At 70.8% G+C, this 17,316-nt stretch carries 18 protein-coding genes, 1 tRNA gene and 1 pseudogene; 13 read left to right on the top strand and 7 right to left on the bottom strand.

The features are described from left to right. On the bottom strand, positions 1 to 713 hold a 713-nt coding region (locus AC1DYG_RS18505), incomplete at its 3' end, for an AfsR/SARP family transcriptional regulator (protein ID WP_477641333.1). A 151-nt stretch (positions 714 to 864) separates the two neighbouring features. On the opposite strand from AC1DYG_RS18505, the gene AC1DYG_RS18500 reads away from it, so the two are divergent. The 7 genes and pseudogenes from AC1DYG_RS18500 to AC1DYG_RS18470 all read left to right on the top strand — a co-directional run bounded on the left by AC1DYG_RS18500 (position 865) and on the right by AC1DYG_RS18470 (position 7,066). Next, positions 865 to 1,182 carry a hypothetical protein gene (locus AC1DYG_RS18500; protein WP_477641332.1) on the top strand — a complete coding sequence of 106 codons (318 nt, stop codon included), beginning with the start codon at positions 865 to 867 and terminating at the stop codon, positions 1,180 to 1,182. Positions 1,183 to 1,348: 166 nt separating this feature from the next. Then, the gene (locus tag AC1DYG_RS18495) at positions 1,349 to 2,500 is read left to right on the top strand and encodes a PfkB family carbohydrate kinase (RefSeq protein ID WP_477641331.1); all 1,152 of its coding nucleotides are present in this window, start codon (positions 1,349 to 1,351) and stop codon (positions 2,498 to 2,500) included. After that, a pseudogene (locus AC1DYG_RS18490) lies at positions 2,497 to 3,333 on the top strand (pseudouridine-5'-phosphate glycosidase); the annotation flags it as partial. The gene AC1DYG_RS18495 and the pseudogene AC1DYG_RS18490, both read left to right, overlap by 4 nt. A 186-nt stretch (positions 3,334 to 3,519) precedes the next feature. Then, a complete protein-coding gene (gene eno / locus AC1DYG_RS18485; protein ID WP_477641335.1) occupies positions 3,520 to 4,809 on the top strand; it encodes a phosphopyruvate hydratase in 1,290 nt (429 codons plus the stop codon). A 60-nt stretch (positions 4,810 to 4,869) separates the two neighbouring features. Continuing rightward, positions 4,870 to 5,580, top strand: coding sequence for an FtsB family cell division protein (locus AC1DYG_RS18480; RefSeq protein ID WP_477641330.1), 711 nt, complete (start codon positions 4,870 to 4,872; stop codon positions 5,578 to 5,580). Continuing rightward, positions 5,577 to 6,116: a DUF501 domain-containing protein gene (locus tag AC1DYG_RS18475; RefSeq protein ID WP_477641329.1), complete on the top strand. Its 540-nt coding sequence runs from the start codon at positions 5,577 to 5,579 to the stop codon at positions 6,114 to 6,116. The genes AC1DYG_RS18480 and AC1DYG_RS18475 overlap by 4 nt, the downstream gene beginning before the upstream one ends. A 5-nt stretch (positions 6,117 to 6,121) precedes the next feature. Further along, entirely contained in the window at positions 6,122 to 7,066 is a 945-nt protein-coding gene (locus AC1DYG_RS18470) for a Ppx/GppA phosphatase family protein (RefSeq protein WP_477641328.1), read from the top strand. Positions 7,067 to 7,092: 26 nt separating this feature from the next. On the opposite strand, the gene AC1DYG_RS18465 is transcribed toward AC1DYG_RS18470, so the two are convergent. Beyond that, a complete protein-coding gene (locus AC1DYG_RS18465) occupies positions 7,093 to 7,755 on the bottom strand; it encodes a TetR/AcrR family transcriptional regulator (protein ID WP_477641334.1) in 663 nt (220 codons plus the stop codon). A 55-nt stretch (positions 7,756 to 7,810) separates the two neighbouring features. On the opposite strand from AC1DYG_RS18465, the gene AC1DYG_RS18460 reads away from it, so the two are divergent. Both AC1DYG_RS18460 and AC1DYG_RS18455 read left to right on the top strand, forming a co-directional pair. Further along, positions 7,811 to 9,352 (top strand): flavin-containing monooxygenase, encoded by a 1,542-nt coding sequence (locus AC1DYG_RS18460; RefSeq protein ID WP_477641327.1) that lies wholly within the window; start codon positions 7,811 to 7,813, stop codon positions 9,350 to 9,352. After that, on the top strand, positions 9,336 to 10,202 hold the full coding sequence (locus tag AC1DYG_RS18455; protein WP_477641326.1) for an SDR family oxidoreductase: 867 nt from the start codon (positions 9,336 to 9,338) through the stop codon (positions 10,200 to 10,202). Before AC1DYG_RS18460 ends, AC1DYG_RS18455 begins: the two co-directional genes overlap by 17 nt. 31 nt (positions 10,203 to 10,233) lie before the next feature. On the opposite strand, the gene AC1DYG_RS18450 is transcribed toward AC1DYG_RS18455, so the two are convergent. The 4 genes from AC1DYG_RS18450 to AC1DYG_RS18435 all read right to left on the bottom strand — a co-directional run bounded on the left by AC1DYG_RS18450 (position 10,234) and on the right by AC1DYG_RS18435 (position 13,438). After that, positions 10,234 to 10,509, bottom strand: a complete 276-nt coding sequence (locus AC1DYG_RS18450) for a hypothetical protein (RefSeq protein WP_477641325.1) — start codon at positions 10,507 to 10,509, stop codon at positions 10,234 to 10,236. A gap of 198 nt (positions 10,510 to 10,707) precedes the next feature. After that, positions 10,708 to 11,013 (bottom strand): hypothetical protein, encoded by a 306-nt coding sequence (locus tag AC1DYG_RS18445; protein WP_477641324.1) that lies wholly within the window; start codon positions 11,011 to 11,013, stop codon positions 10,708 to 10,710. Next, positions 11,010 to 12,647 carry a radical SAM protein gene (locus tag AC1DYG_RS18440; RefSeq protein WP_477641323.1) on the bottom strand — a complete coding sequence of 546 codons (1,638 nt, stop codon included), beginning with the start codon at positions 12,645 to 12,647 and terminating at the stop codon, positions 11,010 to 11,012. Before AC1DYG_RS18440 ends, AC1DYG_RS18445 begins: the two co-directional genes overlap by 4 nt. After that, positions 12,644 to 13,438 carry a prolipoprotein diacylglyceryl transferase gene (locus AC1DYG_RS18435; protein ID WP_477641322.1) on the bottom strand — a complete coding sequence of 265 codons (795 nt, stop codon included), beginning with the start codon at positions 13,436 to 13,438 and terminating at the stop codon, positions 12,644 to 12,646. The genes AC1DYG_RS18440 and AC1DYG_RS18435 overlap by 4 nt, the downstream gene beginning before the upstream one ends. Positions 13,439 to 13,519: 81 nt before the next feature. Between AC1DYG_RS18435 and AC1DYG_RS18430 the strand changes: the two genes are divergently transcribed. Beyond that, positions 13,520 to 13,594: transfer RNA gene (locus AC1DYG_RS18430), tRNA-Leu, on the top strand. 45 nt (positions 13,595 to 13,639) lie between these two features. Here the strand turns inward: AC1DYG_RS18430 and AC1DYG_RS18425 are convergent. Then, positions 13,640 to 14,443 carry a hypothetical protein gene (locus AC1DYG_RS18425; RefSeq protein ID WP_477641321.1) on the bottom strand — a complete coding sequence of 268 codons (804 nt, stop codon included), beginning with the start codon at positions 14,441 to 14,443 and terminating at the stop codon, positions 13,640 to 13,642. Between the two features lie 237 nt (positions 14,444 to 14,680). Between AC1DYG_RS18425 and AC1DYG_RS18420 the strand changes: the two genes are divergently transcribed. The 3 genes from AC1DYG_RS18420 to AC1DYG_RS18410 form a co-directional block, all read left to right on the top strand. Next, positions 14,681 to 15,547, top strand: coding sequence for a Bax inhibitor-1/YccA family protein (locus tag AC1DYG_RS18420; RefSeq protein WP_477641320.1), 867 nt, complete (start codon positions 14,681 to 14,683; stop codon positions 15,545 to 15,547). Between the two features lie 52 nt (positions 15,548 to 15,599). Then, a complete protein-coding gene (locus tag AC1DYG_RS18415; RefSeq protein ID WP_477641319.1) occupies positions 15,600 to 15,830 on the top strand; it encodes a hypothetical protein in 231 nt (76 codons plus the stop codon). Positions 15,831 to 16,044: 214 nt separating this feature from the next. Further along, a partial coding sequence (locus AC1DYG_RS18410) for an HNH endonuclease signature motif containing protein (protein ID WP_477641318.1) occupies positions 16,045 to 17,316 on the top strand: 1,272 nt, incomplete at its 3' end.

The following is a 17,316-nucleotide window of genomic DNA, read 5'->3' as shown; positions in this document are numbered from 1 at the left end:
TGGCGCAGGATCGCCTTCTCGAGCTCGGCGAGCTGTGGTCCCGGGTCGAGACCGAACTCGTTGACGAGAGTGGCGCGGGCCCGCTGGAGGGTTGCCAGAGCCTCGGCCTGACGGCCGGCCTGGTACTGCGCCAGGGCCAGCAGCCCCCATCGCCTTTCGCGCGTGGGCTGTTGGGCGACCATCCGGTGCAGCTCACCCAGAACGTCTGAATGGCGCCCGGACCGGATGGTGGACTCGGCATAGAGGTCCTCGGCGTCGCGTCGGCGTTCGTCGAGCCGCTGCGACTCGATCCGGCCCGACTCCCACTCGGTGAGCCGCTCCAGCGGGTCCCCACGCCACAGGCCGAGCGCCTGTCCGCTGGCGTACCGCGCGCGCTCCGGTTCGCCTGTCGCGAGCAGTTCGCCGGCCCGGCGCAACAAGTCCTCGAAGCAGAGGTGGTCGTAGTCGTCGCGGTGCAGGACGAGCCGGTAGCCGGCGCCAGCCGTCGCGATCGCCGTGGACCCGAGCGCCTTGCGCAGGCGGGAGATGCACCCCTGGACCACCTTGGGCCACGAGGGAGGGAGGTGTTCGCCCCAGAGGGCCTCCGCAAGGGCTTCGGCCCGCACGGTCTCACCGGGGCGGGCGGCCAGGGCCTCGAGGACCACCTGGTCCCGGGGGGCCAGCAGGATCCGTCCTTCGTCGACCTCGAGGGGGCCGAGCACCGCGATGCGCACTCCTTGAATGTGACCCTCCGCTGGTACCCCGTCAACGGTCCTGATACCTGGCTGATACCTGGGCGGCGCCGCCCCGGTACCGGTGGGTGCGACAACGGTCGTGGACAACCCGTCCGGCACGAAGCACCAGCTCAAGCAAAGGATCAGGACCATGTCGCTCACCACCAGCATTCGCCGGTCGGCCTCCATCCTCGGCGCCACCGGACTCATCACCCTTTCGCTGGCCGGTCCGGCCCTCGCCCGTGAGGTCCCCGGCAACGGCGATCCGACAGAGCAGTACTGCTCGGCCTCCTGCTACGAGGGGGGAACCATCGTGGACACCACCTCCGGGCCGACCCCAGGAGCAGACGGCGGCACCGTCGAATACGTGCAGCTGGGTGCAGGCCTGCTGGCCGGTCTCGCCCTGGCCGGTGCGGGTGCGGCCGCGTTCTCGCGCCGCAGTCACGGTCACCTGGCCCACCCGGCGTGATCCGCACGAAAGGTCCAGGTGGCCCGGCATCCTTGAAGGGGTCGGGCCACCTGCATGTCGGTCCGCGTACCTGAGGCCACGCGCGTGTCGGGCAGCCTGCTCGTTTGCCGGCAGGTGAGAGATGGTCATTTGCTTGGAGAACCAAGCATGCTTTAACATTCCAAGTATGACTCTCACCGAGCGCGAGCGGGACATCGTCGACCTGCTCCGGGCCGAGCCCCTCCTGGATGCGGCTGCCATCGCTGACCGCACGGGCTCGACGAAGGCAGCCGTCTCCGTGCACCTGTCCAACCTCACCCGCAAGGGCGCCATCCTCGGACGCGGCTACGTCGTCCGGCCGGAGGCGCACTCCGTGGTCGTGGTGGGGGGCGCCAACATGGACATCAAGGCCCATTCCAGCCACGCCATCGAGCTGCGCACCTCCAACCCCGGCGCGGCCATCAGCACCCCCGGTGGCGTGGGGCGCAACATCGCGGAGAACCTCGCCCGACTCGGCAGCCCGACGCACCTCGTGGCCCCGGTCGGCCACGACGCCTTCGGCGACGAGATCGTCGCGGCCACGCGTGCCGCCGGCGTGGTCGTCGACCACATGATCGCCTCGGACGACCCCACCGGCAGCTACCTCGCCGTGCTCGACGCCTCCGGCGAGCTGGTGGTCGCGGTGTCCAACATGAGGGCCACCGACCGGTTGACCGTCCGTCAGCTGATGCGCTCCCGAGACCTGCTGAGCCACGCCGACCTGCTGGTGCTGGACGGCAACATCCCCGAGGCGCCGGCCGCCTGGCTGCTCGACTTCGCCGCGGCGGTAAAGGTGCCGGTGGTGATGGACCCCGTCAGCGTGGCCAAGGCTCGGCCGCTGGCCCACCTGCTCTCACCCCAACGCCCCCTGTTGGCCCTCACACCCAACCTCGACGAGCTGTCCGCCATCGTGGGCGAGACCGTGCCGCAGACCCGCGCCGACATCACGCGCGCGGCCCGACGGCTGCACGACGTCGGCGTCAGCAACGTCTGGGTGCGCCGCGGCGTCCGCGGCAGCCTGCTCAGCAGCCTCGGTGACACCGGACGCGCGACAGTGGTCACCCTCCCCGCCCCGCCGGTCAAGCCCGTCGACGTCACTGGCGCGGGCGACTCCATGACCGCGGCCTTCGTGCACGCCCTGATGCGCGGAGACGCGCCAGCCGACGCGGCCCGATTCGGGCAGATGGCAGCCGCGCTCACCGTTGCCAGCCCCGAGACCGTCCGACCCGACCTCACCGCCCGCCTCATCGACGCAGAGCTCAGAAAGGCGCTGCGCCGCAAGTCCAAGGAGAACCGATGAACGCCCCCCACCCCTCGCTCCAGCTCACCACCGAGGTGGCCGAGGCGCTCGCGAACGGCCGACCCGTCGTCGCACTCGAGAGCACGATCATCAGCCACGGCATGCCCTACCCCCGCAACGTGGAGATGGCCCTCGAGGTCGAGCAGATCATCCGTGACGGCGGCGCCGTGCCGGCCACGATCGCCGTCCTCGACGGCATACCGCGCATCGGCCTGACGCGCGACGAGCTCGAGACCCTCGCCACCCACCCCGATGTCGCCAAGGTCAGTCTCCGGGACCTCCCCTATGTCATGGCGCGCAAGTCGCACGGCGCCACCACGGTCGCCAGCACCATGCGGCTGGCCGCCCTCGCGGGCATCCGGGTCTTCGTGACCGGCGGCCTCGGCGGGGTGCACCGCGGAGCCGCGACGAACTTTGACATCTCCGCCGACCTCACCGAGCTCGGCCAGACCGACGTCGCCGTGGTCAGCGCGGGCGTGAAGTCGATCCTCGACATCGGCCTGACGCTCGAGTCGCTCGAGACGCTCGGGGTGCCGGTCGTCGTCGTCGGCTCCGACGAGTTCCCTTCCTTCTACTCCCGCGAGAGCGGCCACGCCGCCCCGATGCGGGTCGACTCGGCGCAGGACCTCGCGGCGATGATGCAGGCCAAGTGGTCGCTCGGACTCGCCGGGGGCATCGCGGTGACCAACCCGGTCCCCGCGGAGGACGAGATCCCGGCCGCGCAGATCAGCGGCCTCATCGACCAGGCCCTGGCCGAGTGCTCCGAGCGCGGCATCCACGGCAAGGACATCACGCCCTTCCTCCTCGGCCGCATCGTCGAGCTGTCGGGTGGTGCCAGCGCTTCACCCGACTTGCGTTGTCGGGTGAAGCGCAACAAAGTCCCTCAACCCGATAAAGGTGAGGTATGCCGGGTGGTGACCACCCGGCAGACCGTCCAGCCTGCGGGTCGGTCGTCGATGGGTGACCCGGGGGCGGGTAGCCTCAACGGGTACTCATCCGGCACCACGATGGAGAAGTCTGTGGCCACGATTGACGCAGTAGGCGCCCGCGAGATCCTCGACTCCCGTGGCAACCCCACGGTCGAGGTCGAGGTGGCCCTCGACGACGGCACCATCGCCCGGGCCGCTGTTCCCTCGGGCGCCTCCACCGGCGCCTTCGAGGCGGTCGAGCGCCGTGACGGCGACAAGAACCGCTACCTCGGCAAGGGTGTCCAGAAGGCCGTGGATGCCGTCCTCGACGACATCAACCCCAAGCTCGTCGGCTACGAAGCCAGCGAGCAGCGGATCATCGACGGCGTCATGCTCGGCCTCGACGGCACCGACAACAAGGCCAAGCTCGGCGCCAACGCCATCCTCGGGGTCTCGCTCGCCGTGGCGAAGGCCGCCGCCGAGTCGGCCGGCCTCCCGCTGTTCCGCTACCTCGGTGGCCCCAACGCGCACGTGCTGCCCGTCCCGATGATGAACATCCTCAACGGTGGCAGCCACGCCGACTCCAACGTCGACGTCCAAGAGTTCATGATCGCCCCGATCGGCGCCGAGTCGTTCCGTGAGGCGCTGCGCTGGGGTGCTGAGGTCTACCACTCGCTCAAGGGTGTGCTCAAGGAGCGCGGCCTGGCGACCGGTCTCGGCGACGAGGGTGGCTTCGCCCCCAACCTCGACTCCAACCGGGCGGCTCTCGACCTCATCCTCGAGGCGATCGAGAAGGCCGGCTACCAGGCCGGCACCCAGATCGCCCTGGCCCTCGACGTCGCCGCGAGCGAGTTCCACAACGAGGACGGCACCTACCAGTTCGAGGGTGCCCCCAAGTCTTCGGCCGAGATGGTCGACTACTACGCCGGCCTGGTCGACTCCTACCCGCTGGTGTCCATCGAGGACCCGCTCGACGAGGACGACTGGGACGGCTGGAAGGCCATGACCGACCGCCTCGGCGACCGCGTCCAGCTCGTCGGCGACGACCTGTTCGTGACCAACCCGGTGCGCCTGCAGCGTGGCATCGAGTCCGGGACGGCCAACGCGCTGCTGGTCAAGGTCAACCAGATCGGCTCGCTGACCGAGACCCTCGACGCCGTCGACCTGGCCCACCGCAACGGCTACCGCTGCATGATGAGCCACCGCTCCGGCGAGACCGAGGACGTCACCATCGCCGACCTCGCGGTCGCGACGAACTGTGGCCAGATCAAGACCGGTGCTCCGGCACGGTCCGAGCGCGTCGCGAAGTACAACCAGCTGCTGCGCATCGAGGAAGAGCTCGACGACGCCGCGGTGTATGCCGGTGCCGGCGCCTTTCCGAGGTTCGCGCCTCCGGCCTGACGGCCGGCGCGCAGGGACACCGGGCAAGGACTCCAGGCAGGGACACCAAGGGAACTCACGATGGCTGACTCGGGACACGGCGCCGGCGGGCAGGACAAGCCCGTCCGTCGGGCTGCCCCGGCGCGCACCGGGGCGCCCCGTCCCGGCCGCCAGGGCGCGCCACGGTCCTCGTCGGCGCGCCCTGGAGCCGGACCGGGCCGGTCACGGGCCACCGCCTCGGGGGCGGCGCGCAAGGTGGCAGGTGCCCCGGTGTCTCCCGAGCGACGCAGCTCGCGGGGCGTCCTGCGGGTGGTCGTGCTCGCGTCGATCTTCGTGCTCCTCGCCGTCACCCTCGTCCCGACGCTGCGCTCCTACCTGCGGCAGCAGGGCGAGATCGACGCCCTGCGCGGACAGGTGACCGAGCAGCGCGCGGGAGTCAGCGACCTGCAGAAGGAACAGGCCCGCTGGAACGACGACGCCTACGTCATGCAGCAGGCGCGCGAGCGGCTCAAGTTCGTCAAGGTCGGCGAGAAGTCCTACACGGTGATCGACGGCAAGCCCTCGACCAAGGCGCTGCCGGGGGTTGCGAAGGCGTCGGCCGCCTCGAGCGACCACCCGTGGTACGGCCAGCTGTGGGAGTCCGTCCAGGTCGCCGACGCCGGGCCGGCTGCGACCGGCACCGACAAGCCCGGCACCGACAAGCCCGGAGCCACGTCGGGCGCAGCGACCCCCGGCTCGACAGGCACCACCGGCTCGACCAGCTCGACCAGCTCGACCAGCTCGGCCAAGTGAGCGACCAGCCGACCCAGGCCGACCTGGACGCGGTGCAGGCCCAGCTCGGCAGGGTCCCTCGAGGCGTCGCCGCAGTCGCGCACCGTTGTCCCTGCGACGCACCCGACGTCCTCAAGACAGAGCCGCGCCTGCCCGACGGCACGCCGTTCCCGACGACCTTCTATGCCACCTGTCCCAAGCTGACCGGAGCCATCTCCACCCTCGAGTCCGTCGGGGTGATGAAGGAGATGAGTGACCGACTCGCGGAGGACGCCGACCTGGCGGCTGCGTACGCCGCTGCCCACGACGACTACCTCGCGCGGCGCTCCGAGCTCGGACAGGTCGCCGAGATCGAAGGCATCTCGGCGGGCGGTATGCCGACCAGGGTCAAGTGCCTGCACGTCCTCATCGCGCACTCCCTCGCCGTCGGGACCGGCGTGAACCCCCTCGGCGACGAAGCCCTCGCGATGCTCGACGACTGGTGGGCGGCTGGTTCGTGCGTGCCCGACGAGCAGCTCGCGGCAGTCCGCGCGGCGCTCGCCGCGGACGGAACGTGAGTGTGGTGACCCGCGTCGGGGCGATCGACTGCGGCACGAACTCGATCAGGCTGCTCGTCGCCGACGTCGACCCCGAGACCGGTTCCCTCGTCGACGTCCTGCGCCGGATGGAGGTGGTGCGCCTGGGTTACGGCGTGGACCGCACCGGGCGCATCGACCCCGTCGCCATGGAGCGCACCCTCGCGATGGCCGGCGAGTATGCCGCGCAGTGCCGCGAGCTGGGCGCGGCGCGGGTCCGCTTCGTGGCGACCTCCGCGTCCCGGGACGCGTCCAACGCCGACGAGTTCGTGGCTGGCGTCCGTCAAGCGTTCTCCCACTACGGAATCGCCCCCGCGGTCATCTCAGGCGACGAGGAAGCCGCCCTGTCGTTCAGGGGAGCGACGGGCGAGCTGAGGGCACACGGCATACCCGGTCCCTATCTGGTGGTCGACCTCGGTGGTGGCTCGACCGAGTTCGTCCGCGGTGAGGACGCCGTCGAGGCGGCCCGCTCGGTCGACATCGGGTGCGTCCGGATGACCGAGCGCCACCTGCGCTCGGACCCACCCGTGCACGCCGAGATCGCGGCGGCCGTCCGCGACATCAACGCGGCCATCGACCTCGCAGCCGAGCGGGTGGAGTTCGGCGGGGTGGGCGCGCTGGTCGGGCTGGCCGGGACCGTCACCACCATCACGGCCCACGCGCTGGGGCTCGAGACCTACGACCCGGAGCGGATCCACCTGAGCGAGCTGACGTCCGGGGAGGTCCTCGCGGCCTGCGAGTCGCTCCTGCACATGACCCGCGCGGAGCGGGCGGCGCTGGGCTTCATGCACCCCGGCCGGGTCGACGTCATCGGTGCGGGGGCACTGATCTGGCACGAGGTGGTGCGCAGGTTGGCGGGCCTCGGCGTGGATCGGGTCATCACCTCCGAGCACGACATCCTCGACGGGATCGCCCTGTCCGTCGCGCAGTGATCAGCCGACGTGTTGCGCGCTGGTGGTCACCGACGGCGGTTGTGGGGCACCTCGTGACCACCTGCCGGCAACAAGTCGGAGAGGCCACCCCACACGGTCGACACGACGATCTCAGTGGCGTCCTGCGCGGACACCTCGGGGCGGCGGGTGCGCCACACGGCAACTCGCTCGCAGGCGCCGATGATCACCTCGACGTAGCCCTCGAGCAGCTGGTCCGGCACGCCCGCCAGGGCGGGCGCCGCGCGGAAGGTGGCCATGGTGGCGGCCGACTGCTGTTCGCGGATGCTCTCGATCAGCGGGCTGGCCTGGGTGGCGACGGCGCCCTCCTGCTGGATGAGCACGAAGGCGTTGGCGTGCTCGTCGATGAAGGCGAAGAACGCGGCGACTCCCGCGCGGAACACCACCTCGAGCGGTGCGTCGGCGCCGACCCCAAGCCATGCGGCCTCGGTCGCGATGCGGAGCTGGGTCCTCGCGTGGGTGATGCACGCCGAGAGCAGGCCCTCCTTGGAGCCGAAGTACTCGTAGATCAGCGGCTTGGTGACCCCGACGCGCTCGGCGATGTCCTCCATGGTGGTGGCCTGGAAACCGCGCTCGGCGAAGACCTCCTCGGCGACCCGAAGGATCTGCTCCTCACGCTGGGCGCGGGGCATCCGCACGCGCGGGGCCCGGGGGGCGGCCGAGGTCTTCATCACGCGGGAACTCTACCCCGACAGCGGTGAAAGTTACTGATGGTAACTTGGCGCGATGGTGACCCCACACCACCGCGTGGCCATCGTCGGGACCGGCTTCTCCGGGCTCGGGATCGCGATCCGGCTGGCTCAGCGCTCCGACCACGACTTCGTCGTCCTCGAGAGGGCGGACGAGGTCGGCGGCACCTGGCGCGACAACCGCTACCCCGGGTGTGCCTGCGACGTGCCCTCGCGGCTCTACTCCTTCTCGTTCGCCCAGTTCCCCTCGTGGTCAAGGGATTTCGCGACCGCGCCGGAGATCTGGGGTTACCTACGCGACATGGCCGACCGGTATGCCGTCCGCGACCGGATCGAGTTCGGTGCTGACCTGCGGGCGGCCGAGTTCGACGCTGGCGCGGGACGGTGGACGCTCACCGCTGCCGACGGACGGCAGTGGACCTGTGACGCCCTGGTCCTCGGGGTCGGTGCGCTGCACGAGCCCAAGCTGCCCGACATCGAGGGGCTGGATGCTTTCGAGGGCGAGGTCATGCACACGGCGCAGTGGCCGGAGGAGTCCGAGCTCGATGGCAAGCGGGTGGCGGTCGTCGGCACAGGTGCGAGCGCCGTGCAGCTGATCCCCGAGGTGGCGCCGCGTGCCGCGCACACCATCGTCTTCCAGCGCACGGCCGCCTGGACGATGACCAAGCACGACCAGGAGTGGAGCCCGCGGCGCCAGCGGCTGTTCGCCCGCTGGCCGGCGGTGCAGCGACTGGTGCGCTGGCGCACCTACTGGACGTTGGAGGCGCGGGCACCGATGTTCGTGCGACTGCCTGGCCTGGCCCGGCTCGTCCAGCGCCTGGCCCTGCGCGAGCTCGCCCGGGCCGTGCCCGACCCGGCGACCCGGGCGCGGCTGACCCCCGACTACACGATCGGCTGCAAACGGATCCTGCTGTCCAACGACTACTGGCCGACCTTCGCCCGCAACGACGTCACCCTCGTCACCGACGCCATCACGCGCGTCGAGCCGCGCGCCGTGGTCACTGCCGAGGGCCGTCACGAGGTGGACGTGCTCGTCCTGGGCACCGGCTTCGACGTGAGCGGCAGCACGGACCGTATCGAGATCCGGGGGTTGGAGGGGCGCACGCTGCGCGAGGCGTGGAGCGGCGGGATGCACACCCACCTCGGCATCACCGTCGCCGGCTTCCCCGAGCTCTACCTCCTGCTGGGGCCCAACACCGGGTCGGGCCACAACAGCGTCGTGACGATGATCGAGTTCGCGACCGGCTACGTCCTGGAGGCGATCGAGCAGGGCCGTCGTGGCGCCCGGGTCACGACCCAGCAGGCGCAGGATGCCTTCACCCGCGAGATGCTGTCCCGGTCGCGGCACACGGTCTGGGCGACAGGGTGCCGCAGCTGGTACCTCGACCGATTCGGCAACAACACCAGCCTGTGGCCGGGGTCGACAGTCGGCTACTGGTGGCGCACCCGCACCGTTGATGGGTCGCACTTCGTTCCAGTCGGCGCCAGTCCCTCCACACCGTCAAGTTCCGCACCCTCTGCGTCCGCACAGTCAGCTTCTACACCTTCAAGGGATTCCGTTGATGCACAAGCCATTTGAGCGCCCACCCTTCGAGCCGAAGGTCTCCATCGTCACGGGTGGGGCCTCCGGCATCGGGCGCGCCATCGCCGCCGAGCTGATCGCCAGGGGTAGCCACGTGGTGCTCGCTGATGTCAACGGCGAGGCAGCCGCCCGCACCGCTACCGAGCTCGGCGTTCAGGCCCGCGCCGTCACGCTCGACGTCGTCGACGCGGCGGCCGTCAGCGCCCTCGTGCAGCAGGTGGTCGCCGACCACGGACGGCTCGACGTGATGGTCAACAACGCCGGAGTCGCCATCGGCGGCCTCCTCGAGGAGCTCGATGAGCGGCACTGGACCAGGGCGCTCGACGTCAACCTGCGCGGCGTGATCAACGGGGTCGCGGCGGCATACGAGGTCATGCGTGCGCAGGGGAGCGGGCACATCCTCAACACCGCGTCGCTGGCCGGGCTGGTCCCCGCCCCGGCGATGCTGCCCTACACGACGACGAAGCACGCGGTCGTCGGCCTGTCGACGGCCTTGCGCGCCGAGGCCGCGAGCCAGGGCGTGCGGGTCAGCGTGCTCTGCCCCGGCTTCGTCGACACCCCGATGCTCGACGACATCTACGAGGCGCCAGCCAGCTATGGCGGCAGCAGTGTGCGCTCGCGGGTCCGGCTGCTGCAGCCCAGGTTCCTGACCGCCGAGCTCACGGCGACCCGAGCCGTGGACGGGCTTGCGGCCAACAAGGCAGTCATCCCCGTAGGGGCGATGGCCCACCTGACCTGGCGGGGGCTGCGCTACGCCCCGGGGCTGACCCGCGCGCTCTTCCAGGCCCAGGCAAGCGGCGCCCGGCGCCTCACCCAGAGGTCGGTGGCACACCAGCACACCCGCTGACGTGATCGTGCTCGGCGGTGTCTCGTGTTGGTCAGTTTGGGTTCGAGAGGCCGACGATCAAGAGAACGCAGGCGCCGGCGGCGATCACGAACAGCACCGCGATCCCAGCGAGAACCCCCAGCACGATGAACCGGGTCTTCTCCACCACCAGGCCGGCGATGAAGGCCGCGAACAGCCCGAGGTCGAGCCCGAGCGTGGAGAACTGACCCACCTCTGGGGGCAGCGACAGGGCATCGCCGACGGCGCGCGGGATCGCTTGCAGTGCAACGGCAACGAACAGCACGGGCAGACACAGCAGCACGCCCATCCAGAACTTGAAGACGTTGGACCGGCCGCGGCGCGGTGGCTTCCAGGGCTCACCCGGAGGGCGGACGGGCGGTTGCCCCGGCGGCAGGCCCGGGGGCTGGCCGCCGGGCCTGCGCGCAGGCGGCTGGCCGTACGGGTTTGACGTAGGCGGCTGGCCGTACAGGTTGTCTGGTGGTTGCTGCGACATGACCGGTCCCTCTCACACGATCCACAGGTAGATGCCGGTGCAGGCGGCCACGGCCAGCAGCACCAGGTAGGCCAGGACAAGGCGGGTGTCGCCGAGCTTGCACTTGGAGCGCAGCAGCCCGTCGCGCCGGGCCCGCGCATAGCCGACGATGGCCAGCACCGCGAAGCCGAGCAGCGCCACGGGTCCCAGCACCCAGCCGAGCAGCGCGACCGTCGCGAAGACGCACAGCCGCAACGGGTCGTAGGGCGGCGCAGGCTCAGAGGCCGACTGGTCGGCGTGGGGCGGCGCCACCTGGCGCGGGTCCGGTTGGCTCGTCACGATGGAGCCCCTCGCGTCACCGACGGCGCTGCCGTCACCGAAGCAGCTGCCGCCGAAGGCGCTGCGGCCATCGGCAGTCCCACCGCCGTCGAGATCCGTTGCTGCGACAGGGGACGCCAGGCCTGCACTGCGCAGAACGGCGCGCACTGGTGCCCGCCCTCGTCACTCACCGTCGCGACGTGGACGCAGCACTGGGTGAGCCGCTCCTCGATCATCGTGTTCATGTCCATGAACGGCTTGACCGTGATCCGCAGCACCCGCTCGCCGAGCAGCGCCCGGAGCTTCTCGCGCTGGCCGGGGAGCCGACCCGCCGCCAGCGTCGCGAGGGTGCCGATGCCCAGGTCGCAACCGCTGCAGACGTCGCGCCAGATGTTCGCCATCGACGGGTGCGACAGCGACGACTGCTCGGACAACAGGTCGAGCAGCGACTGCTTCACGGCCGATCGCAGGGAGGCGGGCAGCGCGTCGTCGGCGATCCGGTTGGCGAGCACCTCGGGCTCGAGGTCGAGCCATTCCTTGAGGCGTTCGTGTCCGACGAGGGAGACGAGCGAGCGCCAGGTGCCCGAGTCGTCGCGCAGGAGGTAGCCGACCGAGCAGCAGTGCGGGTGCGAGCAGGGCAGCGCCGTCAGGTCGCGCCAGGTGACCTGGCCCGCCGTCTGCCCGTCCAGTCGGGCCAGCACGCCGGTGTGGGTGAGCCGGTCGTGCGGGTCGATGCCGGTGCTGCGGCCCGAGCCGAAGACCGGCTGGATCGTCACTCCGCCGACGTACGGCGTGTCGAGGGCACGCTTGACCACGAACCCGATCTCGTCGTCATTCACACCGAGCGCCGCGGTCATGGTCAGGGTGGTGAAGACCCCGGCGCCGGAAAGGCGGTCGATCGCCTGCTCCTTGAACCGGCGGATGTCGGCGCCGCGGTGGTGCGTGGACGCCTGCGCCGACTCGCCGTCGTACTGCAGGTAGACCTCGACCCGGTCGCGATGGCGCCGCAGCAGGTCGAGCATCGCGTCGTCCTTGGCGATGGTCAGGCCGTTGGTGTTGACCAGCACGCGCACGATCGGTCGGGCAGCGACGGCGTCGAGCAGCTCGGGCAGCCAGGGGTACAGCGTGGGTTCGCCGCCGCTGAGCATGAGGACGTCGATCCGACCGTTCTCGCGGGACAGGCGCGCGTCGATGGAGGCCAGCACCTGGGCCAGCGGCACGACCGAGGCCAGGGCCGGCGCCGAGGCGGCGAAGCAGGTCGGGCACTTGAGGTTGCAGTGGTCGAGCAGGTCCTCGAGCAGGATGCAGGTGTGCTGGGTCTGCATCTCGGGCAACCCGTAGGCATAGGCCGCGGGAACCGGCGCGAAGTTGCCCGCGACATCGGGCGTGTGCACCTTCGTCGGTGCGGTCCACTGTTCGAGGTAGGTGAGGATCTGCGGCGACTCGTCGTACAGCGTGCGCACCAGGCCGTGCGAGGCGCAGCCGCGTTCGAGCCAGATCCGGCCGTCCCGCTCCACGAGCCACCCCGACAGTCGGACCACCTCGGCGAGGGGCCGGTCGGGCCGCTCCTCGTGGCACAGCGGGCAGAACGCGTTGACGTAACGGTGGATCCGGTCGCCGCGCAACGGCATACCGGGACCGGTGCGGGTGCTCACGCGACCACTGTCTCGTGCCGCAGGCTCCGGAAGGCGCCACGACGCGCCTGCACCACGATGCGGGCCAGGACCAGGGGCACCGTCACCACCAGGAACAGTTGCGGGCGGGTCAGTCCGAGCCAGGCGACGTCGTTGCCGCGGACGTACTCGAGCAGGAAGCGGGCGACGCCGTAGGCGGCGAGGTACCAGACCAGCAGCTCACCGCTCGGCACGGGCCGGTGGCGCAGCCACCACCAGATCGCCGCGAACGCCGCGAGGTGGAAGGCGATCTCGTAGACGAAGGACGGGTGCAGGGGTATGCCGGCCGGCCCGCCCGTGCGCGCGGCCGCGGCCTGGTCGAGGGTGATCCCCCAGGACGTGCCGGTCGGGGTGCCGGGCAGCTCGGTGAGCAGGCAGCCGACCCGCCCCACGGCCATCCCGAGGGCCACGGCGGGGGCGAACAGGTCACCGGTGCGGGGCCGGTAGCCGCACAGCCGCTTGGCGAGGTGCACGCCGGCCCAGGCGCCGAGCAGCCCGCCCAGGATGCTGCGGTTGCCGTAGGCCCACTGCTCGGCGAGCGAGGCGTTCTGACGCAGGTCGAGGTGCTGCAGCCAGGTGCCGAGCCGCATGAACACGGCACCTCCGACCAGTCCGCCCGTGACCACCACGAGAAGTCGCTCGTCGGTGGCGCCCCGCCGGTGCGCCTCGACCGCGAAGATGCCGATGGCCGTGAGGACCCCGAGCGCGACGAAGAGCGAGTGCGTGTCGACGTCGAGCTCGAACCCGAGCAGATCCCCCACCGTCGGAAACACGGGCACCCCCTTCTGGTCGGGGCCAAGCGTCGCACACTGAAGCGTGCTACGACGGCGACGCGCGCGCGGCATACTTGGCCCGCCCCCGTGGCCCAACTGGCAGAGGCAGGCGACTTAAAATCGCCACAGGTACGGGTTCGATCCCCGTCGGGGGCACCGTCGGAAGCGCCCGCCCGTCAAGGCCTGTCAGTCGAGGGCCTGTCAGTCGAGGGAACAGGGGATCTTGGTGGCCTGCGCCGCCGCCCTCTCATAGGCCCCGAGCTGTTTCTCCCCGGTCTTCCAGTTCTTCTGCCATGCCGCGGTCGCCTGGGCGGGGGTGAGGTGGCCCATGCGCAGCATCTCCATGTCGTGCACGTGGTGCTCCCAGGTGGACACGGCCGTGCGCGCCCGGGCCAGTGCCGTGCTGCGAGTCCTGATGGCGCTGGCGCAGCTCTTGATCGCGACGACCTCCCCGTAGGGCGCCGCGTCGGCCACTGCCGGGTCGAGCCCGGGGCAGACGGCTGCGCTCGCCGCGAGCTCCTCGTCGGCGTCGCGGAACGCCTTCGCGTTCCGGGCGGCCTTGACGCGGGTCTCGTCCCAGAAGGTCGTCGCCACCGAGAGGGAGATCTTGCCCGCGACCAGCAGGTTCATGGCGTCGATGTGCTTGTCGAACTGGGCCAGGGACACCTCCGCCGCGCTCAGCGGAGCCTGCTGACGCAGGTTGGCCAGTCGGCACGTCTCCCTGGCCTCACCCAGCCCGACGGCTCCGGTCGACAGGGCTGCCGGTGTCCTGGTGGCCGGAGCCAACGAGGGGCTTGAGGCGGAGGAGGTGGCGGACGTGGGGGCTCCGAGCTGGGCAGCCGGCCCGGCGGTGGGTGCCGACGGGTCAGGGCTGGTCGCGTCGTCGGGGCCCAGGACCTGGCGCATCACGACCAGCGGCAGGACCAACGCGAGAATGCTGGCGAGGACGAAGAGGAGGACTCGGCCAGGGGTGGACGGTGCTTGCTCGTCGTCGTGGAAGGACATGGCTCTCACCTGCTCGCAAAGGGGGATGTTCCAGTATTTGCACTCTTCCGGCCACACCACGTCCCTCAGAAGGGTCATCGCAGCTCACCCAAATGGTGGACAGGTCACCCAAATGGCGAAAATGGGACCAAACGCCGGTCTCGACCCTGTGGATGGGGAACTTCCGGGGCAGCTCCGCACGTACTCTGGGGTGAGCGGCCGACCGCAGCGCCGCCCTACGCCTCCAAGGAGACACGCATGGCCAGCAACCCGGTGTTCGACCGGATCGAGAAGGACTCCCGTCAGGGCTACGCCGGGTTCGGCCGCGGTGGAGCACCCGTCCAGCAGGCCAGCGCCGGCAGGGCGACCACCGACGGCATGAGCAGCCAGCAGCTCCAGGACCTCTACAACCAGCCCGCCGCCGGCCCGGTCCAGACCAAGCGGCTGACCATCGACGACGTCGTCATGAAGACGACCGGCCTGTTCGCCATCGTGCTCGTGATGGCCGTCGTCGGCTGGCAGCTGACTCCCCGCTACGGCATCGGCCTGCTGCTGGGCGGCATCGCCGTGACGCTCGTCCTCGGCCTGGTCATCACGTTCAAGAAGACGATCAGCGTGCCGCTCATCGTCACCTATGCCGTCGTCGAGGGTCTGTTCGTCGGCGCGATCAGCAACTACTACAGCCTCGCCTTCGACCCGCCCGAGCAGACCGACGTCTTCAAGGGAATCGTGGCCCAGGCGGTCATCGCGACCCTGTCCGTCTTCGCCGGCACCCTGCTTGCCTACAAGACCGGGCTCATCAAGGTCACCGCGAAGTTCCGCCGCATCGTCATCATGGCCGCGATCGGCTACACGATCTTCTCCCTGATCAACGTCGCCTACGCCTGGATCGGCAACCACCCCTTCGGGATCGGCGGCACCGGCCCGCTGGGCATCGGCATCTCCCTGTTCGCCATCGGGCTGGCCGCCGCGATGCTCGCGGTCGATTTCGACGCGATCGACCGAGCGATTGCCGCTGGCGCTCCCGAGAAGTACTCGTGGCTGCTGGCGCACGGCCTCATCGTCACGATCGTGTGGCTCTACCTCGAGATCCTGCGCCTGCTCGGGCGTCTGCGCAGCAACTAGCGTGTCCCCGAAATCACCTGTCCCGCAGGAGGTTTCGGCGCAACTTCAACGCGTGGTCCGGCGGTGGCAGCAGCTGCCGCTGGACCACGCGCTGTCGTGTATGCCGCGGGTGCGGCTGGTGCTCGACGACCTTGCCGGCGCTGTGGGCCCGGTTCCGGACCTCGGTCCGGCGGTGGTCATGGACCAGCTGACCGTCCTGGTCTACGACGTGTGCGATTCCGGCGGGGAGGCGGCGTCCGCCCTGGCCCAGCGCCTCGGTGAGCTGCGCCGCGAACTGGGCTGACCGGCAGACGCCGACGACTCGCCACGGAGGCGATGACGGGCTGTGCTGGACCTCTGTGTTCCCTGTGACCACGGGCCTGGGTTGGTGGTCTGGTCTGCACCGATGTGGATAACCCGTGCCGTAACGGTGCCGTATTGGCGCCGCCGTATCTGGTTGCGCTGCAACGGGTTTTCGCGGTCGTTGGACTGTCAGACCTGGTTGTTAGGTTGGTTTCATGTCCGGGGGGATGTCGTTGGAGGAGCGCCGCACGGCGGTGGAGCAGGCGTGTCTTGCGCTGGCCGGGGTCGAGGGTGAGCTGTGGTCGGCGGGTGGCGGCGACCTGGGTGGGTTCGCGGGGCTGCTCGACGAGCTGGGTGCGCGGGTCGACGCGGCCCGGGTGGAGGTGCTGCGGGAGGCGGTGGATCGTGGTGAGGCGGGGTCGGGCCGCTCGGGTGCGCACGCGTGGCTGGTGGACCATTGCCCGTCGTTGCGGGCGGGTGGGTCGGCGCGGGTGGTGCGGGTGGCCGGGACGGCCGGCGACGACCGGTATGCCGCTCTGGTGGCTGCGGTGCGTGAGGCGCGGGTGCCGCTGGTGACGGCGGCGGTGGTGGTGGAGGAGTTCGAGCGGCTCGCGCCCCGGCTGGCGGTGGGGGCGGATGGTCCGGTGCTGGACGGGCTGGTCGAGGTGGCGTCGTGGGGCAAGCCGAAGGATGTGCGGGGGCTGCGGGATCGGCTGGTCGCCCGGTACGGCGCGCAGGGTGAGYTGCAGGCCGAGCAGGACCGGGCGGGTGAGCGGCGGTCCCTGTCGCAGCCGTTCGCGGGCGGGTCCGGGTTGTTCGAGTACTCCATGGTGGTCGATGCGGAGGCGAAGGCGACGATCGAGGCGGCCGTGCAGGGGTTGTCGGCGCCGCGACCGGCGCAGGGTGAGCCGGACCGGCGGCCGTCGGGGCAGCGGCGGATGGACGCCCTGCTGGAGGTGCTGCGGCGCGGGGTCGCCTCCGCGGGCGGGGTGGCGACCACGCCGAAGGCGGAGCTGTTCGTGACCGTGTCGCTGGATGACCTGGTGGCCCGGGCGAACGCGGCGACCGTGTTCGGGTCGGGGGAGGCGGGGACGCTGCTGGCCCCGGAGACCGCCCGGCGGATCGCGTGCGACGCCGGGGTCGTGCCGGTGGTGTTGGGCAAGGACGGTCAGATCCTGGACCTGGGTCGCCGGTTCCGGTTGTTCACCTCCGCCCAGCTGCGGGCGTTGTGGCTGCGTGACGGCGGGTGCACGTTCCCSGRCTGCAGCGTGCCGGCGTCCTGGGCCGACGGACATCATCTGCGGCACTGGGTCGACGGCGGCGCCACCGACCTGGCGAACGCCGCGTTGTTGTGCGGGCGGCACCACACGATCGTGCACAACAAGGGCTACCACGGCGAACTCGTCGACGGCCAGGTCCGGTGGGACCTGACCCCCGGCGCCTACGACCAGTGGCTGGCCAGCCGGACAGGCCCACCCCCGGACCCA

The sequence above is a fragment of the Pedococcus sp. P1_H8 genome (genome assembly GCF_056405175.1).
Note: the sequence above shows the minus strand (reverse complement) of the source record. Positions and strands in the feature narration are given on the sequence as shown.

What these genes read in the sequence shown, in the direction of transcription:
- AC1DYG_RS18500 (WP_477641332.1), top strand. Translation starts at nt 865, where the DNA reads ATGTCGCTCACCACCAGCATTCGCCGGTCGGCCTCCATCCTCGGCGCC.
- AC1DYG_RS18460 (WP_477641327.1), top strand. Translation starts at nt 7,811, where the DNA reads ATGGTGACCCCACACCACCGCGTGGCCATCGTCGGGACCGGCTTCTCC.
- AC1DYG_RS18480 (WP_477641330.1), top strand. Translation starts at nt 4,870, where the DNA reads ATGGCTGACTCGGGACACGGCGCCGGCGGGCAGGACAAGCCCGTCCGT.
- AC1DYG_RS18455 (WP_477641326.1), top strand. Translation starts at nt 9,336, where the DNA reads ATGCACAAGCCATTTGAGCGCCCACCCTTCGAGCCGAAGGTCTCCATC.
- AC1DYG_RS18465 (WP_477641334.1), bottom strand. Translation starts at nt 7,755, where the DNA reads ATGAAGACCTCGGCCGCCCCCCGGGCCCCGCGCGTGCGGATGCCCCGC.
- AC1DYG_RS18495 (WP_477641331.1), top strand. Translation starts at nt 1,349, where the DNA reads ATGACTCTCACCGAGCGCGAGCGGGACATCGTCGACCTGCTCCGGGCC.
- AC1DYG_RS18425 (WP_477641321.1), bottom strand. Translation starts at nt 14,443, where the DNA reads ATGTCCTTCCACGACGACGAGCAAGCACCGTCCACCCCTGGCCGAGTC.
- AC1DYG_RS18450 (WP_477641325.1), bottom strand. Translation starts at nt 10,509, where the DNA reads ATGGGCGTGCTGCTGTGTCTGCCCGTGCTGTTCGTTGCCGTTGCACTG.
- AC1DYG_RS18420 (WP_477641320.1), top strand. Translation starts at nt 14,681, where the DNA reads ATGGCCAGCAACCCGGTGTTCGACCGGATCGAGAAGGACTCCCGTCAG.